Source organism: Petrotoga halophila DSM 16923 (genome assembly GCF_002924615.1).
This window is the reverse complement of sequence record NZ_JALY01000067.1, coordinates 1-5,516: the sequence shown is the minus strand read 5'-3', so window position 1 is coordinate 5,516 and position 5,516 is coordinate 1. Positions and strand designations below refer to the sequence as shown.

Genomic DNA, 5,516 nt, shown 5'->3' with positions numbered 1-5,516 from the left:
TCCAAAGAATAAAGATAAAGTTGTATCCACATCTATCCGATAAGATAAAAGGTTTGTTACCCTAGGTGAAGTGGTCCCCGCAGATAAAAATAAAAATGTTGACAAAACACCATTTTGATGATATAATCATTTTTGGATTTTGAAGAGATTTTATTTTTTCCGGGTTGGCTCAACGGTAGAGCGGGTGGCTGTTAACCACTAGGTTGGGGGTTCGAATCCCTCACCCGGAGCCACCATAGTCGTATCATCCCCTCATAGCAGCGAATTACTTCGCTGCTTTTTTTGTTTTTGTATCTAAATGGTATAATTAAAATAAATTATAAAATTTGCAAAAAACCAAAATGAGGTGATGCCTATTACACCAAGATTTTCAAAAACATTGAAAAAAGCAAAAATAGAATTTGACCAAATCCATCACTATTTGGTGAAAGATCCTGTGGTGAAAGAAACCTTGTTTACTTCAAGTTCAACGGTTTATTCTATTTTAAGAACCATTAACTTATTTTTTTCTTTTGTTGTATTTATCCCTATTATAGGAAGCATTTGGGATTTTAACTTACCTCATTTTTTAGGATACCTTTTAAGTGCTTTTGGTGTTTATTTAACTTGGATTTTTGAATGGGTAACAAAATCTACGATTCTTGAAGAAATACGTACAGTAACAATAATTCAAATTTCTTTACATAGTGTATTCGGGATGTGGTACCAATTTTATGATTATTTTGAAATTTACGATTTTATTCTTCATTTTACAGGAGGTATTTGGCTTTCATTTCTTATATATCCTTTGGTAATGGGGTCTGAACTAGTTTGGACTAGGATGAAAATGCCTTTTTTCTTTCTAAAAGTATTTGTTGTTACCCTCTCTATTGTTATGACATTGGGTGTGTTTTGGGAAATAGGAGAGTTTATTTCTGATATAATCTTTAGAGATTATCCTGGATACAGACTGGCGCAAGAAGATAGCCTTTTCGATACAATGACGGATTTTATTGGAAACTTTATAGGGAGTCTTACTGGAATATATATTTTTTGGAACACTCTGAAAAGATTGAACAAAACTCGTGACATGGATTCCTTATTAGAAAGAATCGGATCAGCTTTAAGAGATTATGTGAATTCTTTTTAAAAACGTTTATACCAGTAAATTGGAAGATTGTTGAAGTCATCAGTGTTGAGCTTGTTCAAGGTGGAACAGCCTGGACTTATGAAATAGAGATTGTCATTGAGAAAAAGGATGGGAAATGGCTTATCGCTGATGTGTACATAAGATATGATGTGTTATACTTGTTAATGACAAATAATTTAATTTTAATTTACAATTGGAGTAATTGTTGAAGGAGTTGAATTAAAATGAACAAAAAAACATTCTTTTCTCTTGATGGGATAAAGATTTTGAATGAAGATATGTTAACAACCCAAAAAATAGAAAACAATAGTATTGATTTAATTGTTACCTCACCTCCCTATAATGTGGATATTAAATATGAATCCCATAACGATAAAGTCTCTTATAAAGATTATCTTGAATTTAGTAAAAAATGGTTATCTCGTTGCTATAACTGGTTAAAAGAAGATGGTAGATTTTGCTTGAATATTCCATTAGATAAAAACAAAGGTGGTCAACAAAGTGTGGGAGCAGATTTAACTGTGTTGGCTAAGGATATTGGTTTTAAATATCATTCCACAATCATTTGGAATGAAGGGAATATATCTAGAAGAACAGCTTGGGGGTCATGGTTATCTGCCTCTGCTCCATATGTTATTTCCCCTGTTGAATTGATTGTCATTCTGTATAAAAACAATTGGAAAAAAAGTTCAGGTAGTGGGGTATCAGATATTGCTAAGAATGAATTTATAGAATGGACCAATGGGCTTTGGACATTTTCAGGTGAGAGCAAAAAGAAAATTGGACATCCTGCTCCTTTTCCTGTTGAATTACCAAAAAGATGCATAAAATTGTTCTCTTTTGTTGGAGACCTCGTTTTGGATCCTTTTATGGGTTCAGGAACGACACTATTAGCTGCGTATGAAAGCAAAAGAAGGGCAATTGGTCTGGAAATTGATGAATCTTATTGTAAATTGGCCAAAAATAGATTAATAAGTGAATGTAAAATTAATGAACGAAAACTATTTGGAGAAAGAAAAAATGAAAAAGTCTAAAACTATTTCTGAACTTGTAATGGATTATTTTAAAAAACATCCAAATGAAGATTTACCACATGGGCCTGTAGTGGACTGGGTTACAAAGGAATGGTTAAAAAACCATGAAACTCCCCCTCGAGATCCATGGAGAGCTATTAGAAAACTTCATCAGCAAGGGAAATTATTAAAGATAAAAAAAGGTGTCTATAGATACGATCCTGATTACACTAAAAAAACAGAACTTTTTGAATTTCCTCCAAAAGTGAAAGAAGAAATCTTAAAACGTGATGGTTATAAGTGTGTAGTTTGTGGTATGGGGCTAAAAGATGGTGTAGAATTAGTTGTGGACCATATTATACCCAAAGACAAAGGTGGCTCCAATGATATTTCTAATGGACAAACCTTATGCATGAAACATAATTTGCTTAAGAAAAACTACTCTCAAACAGAAGCTGGAAAAAGATATTTCATTAAAATATACGAAAAAGCTGTCGCTGAAAATGATCATAAGATGATTCAATTTTGCAAAAGGATATTCGATGCTTATGATGAGTACGGAATCAATGGTCATATTCCAAGGCCAAACGGTAAGCCAAAAAACAAACAGTAATTAAAAAGACTTCCAAAAGAGGTGATGATTAAAAAACTAGTTTGGTATAAAATTTTTCTTAAACTCTATCCAAAATGGAGAAGGAGGAATGTTTACATATGAAAAACCTAATATTAGTTAGGCACGCTAAAGCAGAAAAAAGGTCCCCGGAAATTGATGATTTTGAAAGGAAGTTGACAAAAGTAGGTAAAAATGATTCTAAAGAAGTTGCAGAATATGTAGCTAAAGCTGAAAATAAGGTTGATCTTTTGATTACCTCTCCTGCTTTGAGGGCAAAAGAAACAGCAGAAATCTTTGCGAAGTCTTTTGAATCCAAGCCAAAGATAGTAGAAGAAGAATTATTATATGAAGGAGATGTAGAAGAGATAATTGAAAAAATCTCAAATATTACAAAGGGATATAAAAATGTGATTATATTTGGACACAATCCAACTTTTGACGAACTTGCAAAAAAATTAACGGGTGATGATTTGCATTTAAGAAAGGCGGGAGTAATTTGTATTGAAGGAGAATCGTTCGATGATATTTTATCTGGGAAAGGAAAATTAAAATGGATGGTAGATCCGAAATCACTAAGCTCTTAAACGACATTTCAGCAAACCCATGGATGTTTTTGAAAGAGTACATCGAATATTTTGATAAGATGAAAAACCGTCTTCTAAAAAACATCTCTAATGTTTTAGATGAAGAGGGTGTCGATACTGTTCACGACATGAGAACATCTTGTAGAAGAATAGAAGCAAGTATAGATTTCTTGGAAGAATTTTCAAAACATGAAAGTTCTAAAGAAGCTAAGAAAAAAGTAAATAAGATATTAAAAAAAAGCAATAAATCAAGAGATTATCAAGTTCATTTAGATTTTCTTAAGAAAATTGAAGGTCAAAATAATGAAATAATCGATTATTTCGAGAAAAAATATAGTAAAGAGAAGGAGAAGTTGAAAATTTATTTAAATTCTTTAAAAATCTCAGAGTTAGATCATCTACTAGAAAGTTGCTTAAGCTTTTTGGTGTTTGATTTTATTCAAAACTTTCAGATAAATGATCCTTATTTTGCTAATCTTTACACAAAAGAATTTGAGGAAGTTTATAAAGAGTTTAAAAATACCGATAGAAGTGACGATAGAAAGCTTCATAAAATAAGGATAAAGATTAAAGACCTGCGTTATAAAACAGAGATATTGGGGGCATTGAAAGGTGAAACTTTACCTGAAGAAGACATGTTTAAGCAGATTCAAGATATTTTAGGAACACATCATGATTTGATTGTTTTAAAGAAAATGTTGGTAAAAAAATTTCAAGAAAATAATATTATACCTTTATTAAAAGAAATTGATAAAGAACTAATCCAAATACAAGGGAAGCTTAAGGTTGAGGTGAACAAGATTTTTGAAAATTTGTACGACAACATTTCTCAAGAGACTTAAATCCTATTAAAGAGGGTGAAAAAATGAGCAATTGGATTGGGATAGACATAGGAGGAACTAAAATACTTGGGACTTTATTCGATGAGAAAGGTAACAAATTGAAGACTGAGAAAAAAAGTTCCAAAAGTTCAAAAGGCAAAGAAAAAGTTGTCGAACAATTGAAGAAAGTTCTGGATTCTTTACTGAAGGAGAATAAAGATGTAAAAGGGATAGGAATAGGTGTACCTGGAGTTATAAAAGATGGAAAAATTACCTTTACTCCTAACATGCCATTGAATGAATTTAATTTAGTCGATTTTGTTGAGCAAGAGTACAACATCAAAACGATTATAGAAAATGATGCCAATGCGAGTATGTATGGGGAATGGAAGTTTGGTGCCGCTAAAGGAGCAAAAAATGCCGTAGGTTATTTTGTAGGAACAGGAATTGGTGGCGGTTTAATATTGAATGAATCATTATATAAAGGTTCATTCAATTTTGCTGCTGAGATTGGACACATGAATGTGTACCCTGAAGGACCTCTTTGCGGTTGTAACCTTCGTGGCTGTTTGGAAAGTTTGTCTTCTAAAGTAGCTATCCAAAGAGAAATAGTTAGAAAAAAAGAGAGAGGCGAAAAGACCATAATAAAAAACAGTGATTTGAAAGGTATAGTGAAAAGTTCTACTTTAAAAGCTGCTTATGATCAAGGGGACGATCTTGTTAGAGGTATCTTGAACGATACTGCAAGGTATATAGGAATAAATGCTGGTTCCATAATTAATTTATTAAATCCTGAAGTTATCGTTTTAGGAGGGGGAGTAATGGAGGCATTAGGGGAACAATTGATGCCTATAATAGTTGAGACAGCCAAGCAGTATTCTATACCTCATATCTTTGAGTGTTGTGAGTTTAAATTATCCCAATTGCTGGATGATGCATGCCTGTATGGGGCTTTTTCGCTTGTTAAAGAAAAAGTAGGTGTATAACAATGGTAGCAGGTGTTATAAATATAGGAACAGAAAATATATCTTTTGATATTGCTCAGAACTATCAAGATGATATTGATATGATAGAAAGTTTGGATTATCCCTTATTCTTGGGAAGAGATACCTTCACAACAGGAAGGATATCTTTTGAAAAAGTGAAGATCCTAAGTCAAAAACTTTTAGGATTCAAAAGGGTTGCGGAGGAATATGGAGCTAATAAATTGAAAGTAGTAGGTACCACCGCTTTGAGAGAAGCAGAAAATTTAGATTTTATTTTGGATCAGATCGAAACAAGAACAGGTTTTACTATCGACGTTTTAGATGATTACGAAGAGAAATCACATATCTATATGGAATTGATAAGGAACTT

At 32.3% G+C, this 5,516-nt stretch carries 7 protein-coding genes and 1 tRNA gene; all 8 read left to right on the top strand.

Annotation, left to right across the window (positions count from 1 at the left end):
• Positions 1-158 precede the first annotated feature (158 nt).
• A tRNA-Asn gene (locus AA81_RS03245) sits at positions 159-233 on the top strand.
• A 116-nt stretch (positions 234-349) separates the two neighbouring features.
• Positions 350-1,129, top strand: a complete 780-nt coding sequence (locus tag AA81_RS03240) for a DUF2238 domain-containing protein (protein WP_245863408.1) — start codon at positions 350-352, stop codon at positions 1,127-1,129.
• Between the two features lie 224 nt (positions 1,130-1,353).
• Positions 1,354-2,163 carry a DNA-methyltransferase gene (locus AA81_RS03235; protein WP_103898177.1) on the top strand — a complete coding sequence of 270 codons (810 nt, stop codon included), beginning with the start codon at positions 1,354-1,356 and terminating at the stop codon, positions 2,161-2,163.
• On the top strand, positions 2,150-2,755 hold the full coding sequence (locus AA81_RS03230; protein ID WP_103898176.1) for a type IV toxin-antitoxin system AbiEi family antitoxin domain-containing protein: 606 nt from the start codon (positions 2,150-2,152) through the stop codon (positions 2,753-2,755). Before AA81_RS03235 ends, AA81_RS03230 begins: the two co-directional genes overlap by 14 nt.
• A gap of 98 nt (positions 2,756-2,853) precedes the next feature.
• Positions 2,854-3,339: a phosphohistidine phosphatase SixA gene (gene sixA / locus AA81_RS03225; protein ID WP_169999594.1), complete on the top strand. Its 486-nt coding sequence runs from the start codon at positions 2,854-2,856 to the stop codon at positions 3,337-3,339.
• On the top strand, positions 3,306-4,181 hold the full coding sequence (locus AA81_RS03220; protein ID WP_103898174.1) for a CHAD domain-containing protein: 876 nt from the start codon (positions 3,306-3,308) through the stop codon (positions 4,179-4,181). The genes sixA and AA81_RS03220 overlap by 34 nt, the downstream gene beginning before the upstream one ends.
• A 23-nt stretch (positions 4,182-4,204) precedes the next feature.
• Positions 4,205-5,146 (top strand): ROK family protein, encoded by a 942-nt coding sequence (locus AA81_RS03215; protein WP_103898173.1) that lies wholly within the window; start codon positions 4,205-4,207, stop codon positions 5,144-5,146.
• A gap of 2 nt (positions 5,147-5,148) precedes the next feature.
• On the top strand, positions 5,149-5,516 hold a 368-nt coding region (locus AA81_RS03210), incomplete at its 3' end, for a Ppx/GppA phosphatase family protein (RefSeq protein ID WP_211292642.1).